The organism is Nitratidesulfovibrio oxamicus (assembly GCF_015731765.1).
Lineage (GTDB): Bacteria > Desulfobacterota > Desulfovibrionia > Desulfovibrionales > Desulfovibrionaceae > Cupidesulfovibrio > Cupidesulfovibrio oxamicus.
In genome coordinates this window covers 1-1,342 of record NZ_VRYY01000565.1, presented here as the reverse complement: position 1 = coordinate 1,342, position 1,342 = coordinate 1, and the positions used below count along the sequence as shown (strand labels likewise).

General features: G+C 71.7%; 2 protein-coding genes. Both read left to right on the top strand.

Annotated features, from left to right (window positions below):
* Nucleotides 1–24: 24 nt before the first annotated feature.
* The gene (locus tag FVW20_RS15640; protein WP_231039162.1) at nt 25–879 is read left to right on the top strand and encodes a DUF362 domain-containing protein; all 855 of its coding nucleotides are present in this window, start codon (nt 25–27) and stop codon (nt 877–879) included.
* Nucleotides 880–895: 16 nt separating this feature from the next.
* A partial coding sequence (locus tag FVW20_RS15635; protein WP_196610330.1) for a 4Fe-4S binding protein occupies nt 896–1,342 on the top strand: 447 nt, incomplete at its 3' end.

Here is a 1,342-nt window from a genome sequence, read left to right as displayed (position 1 = left end):
TCCGCGCTTTCGCCCCTTGCCCTCCTGTCGCCTGGGCCGGGCGCGGCGCAGGCCGCCTCCACGCAGCCGGACATTGCCGTGGTCAAGGGCGCCCCCGCCGCCGCCACCCACGCCTGCGTGGGCATGCTGGGCGGCATGGGGCGCTTCGTGAAAACCGGGCAGAAGGTGGTCATCAAGCCCAACATGTCCTTTGCCTCTGCCGCCAGCCTGGGCACCAACACCCACCCGGAAGTGGTGGCCGCGCTGGTGCGCATGTGCCGCGATGCGGGCGCCGCATCCGTGCTGGTGCTGGACAACCCGCTGGCCCCGGCAGAGCAGTGCATAGCGCGCTCGGGCATCCGGGCCGCCTGCGCGGAGTTCGGGGACATCGTGCAGGCCCCCACGGCAGAACGGTTCTACCGCGAACTGGACATCGACGACGCGCAGCAGATGACCACCAACGCCTTCCTGCGCGATGCGCTGGACGCCGACGTGCTCATCGCCGCGCCCACGGCCAAGTCGCACAGTTCCACGGGCGTCTCGCTGGGGCTCAAGGGCATGATGGGCCTGATCCGCCAGCGCGGGGTGATGCATTCGCGCTACGACCTCGACACCGCCATCGTGGACCTGAACACCAGGCTGCGCGCCGCGCTCACGGTCATTGACGGCACCTACGTGCTGTCCACCGGGGGCCCCGGCGGCCCCGGCAAGGTTCTGCAGGAGAACACGGTGATCGCTTCCGCCGACCCGGTGGCCGCCGATGCCTGCGCCGTGGAATCGTTCGAATGGTACGGGCGGCGCTTTGCCGCGCGGCAGGTCAGCCACATCCGGCTGGCGCACGAGCGGGGCCTGGGCTCCATGGATCTTGCCGCGCGCGCCGTCACGCGGGTCACCCTGTAGGCCGGAGCCGCATGGCATGAACCGCCAACGAGCGCGGCTGGCCAGCCGCTGGCTGTGCCTTGCGGCCTTCGTGCTGCTGGCGTGGGGCGCAGGCCAGGTCCTGCCCGGCAACGCAATCCTGACCCGCGATATGCTGGTACGGCTGGACCCGTCCGTGGCCCTGGCCGCCAGCATCGCGGGACGCGCCATCATCGGCGCGGCGGTGCCGGGGTTGGTGGTGCTGGCCCTGTCCCTGTTGCTGGGCCGGGCGTTCTGCGGCTGGATGTGCCCGTTCGGGGCCATGGTGGACGCCGGTGACGCCGCCTGGAGCCCTCTGGCACGAGGCCGGTGGCGACGCAAGTCCGCAGGGCGCGAAGCCGGTCGGGATGACGCCGCGTTCCCCTCAGCCCTGCCGCGCCTGCCCAAGTACGCGGTGCTGGCCGCCATGCTTGCTGCGGCGCTGGCCGGGCTGGACCTGGTGTTC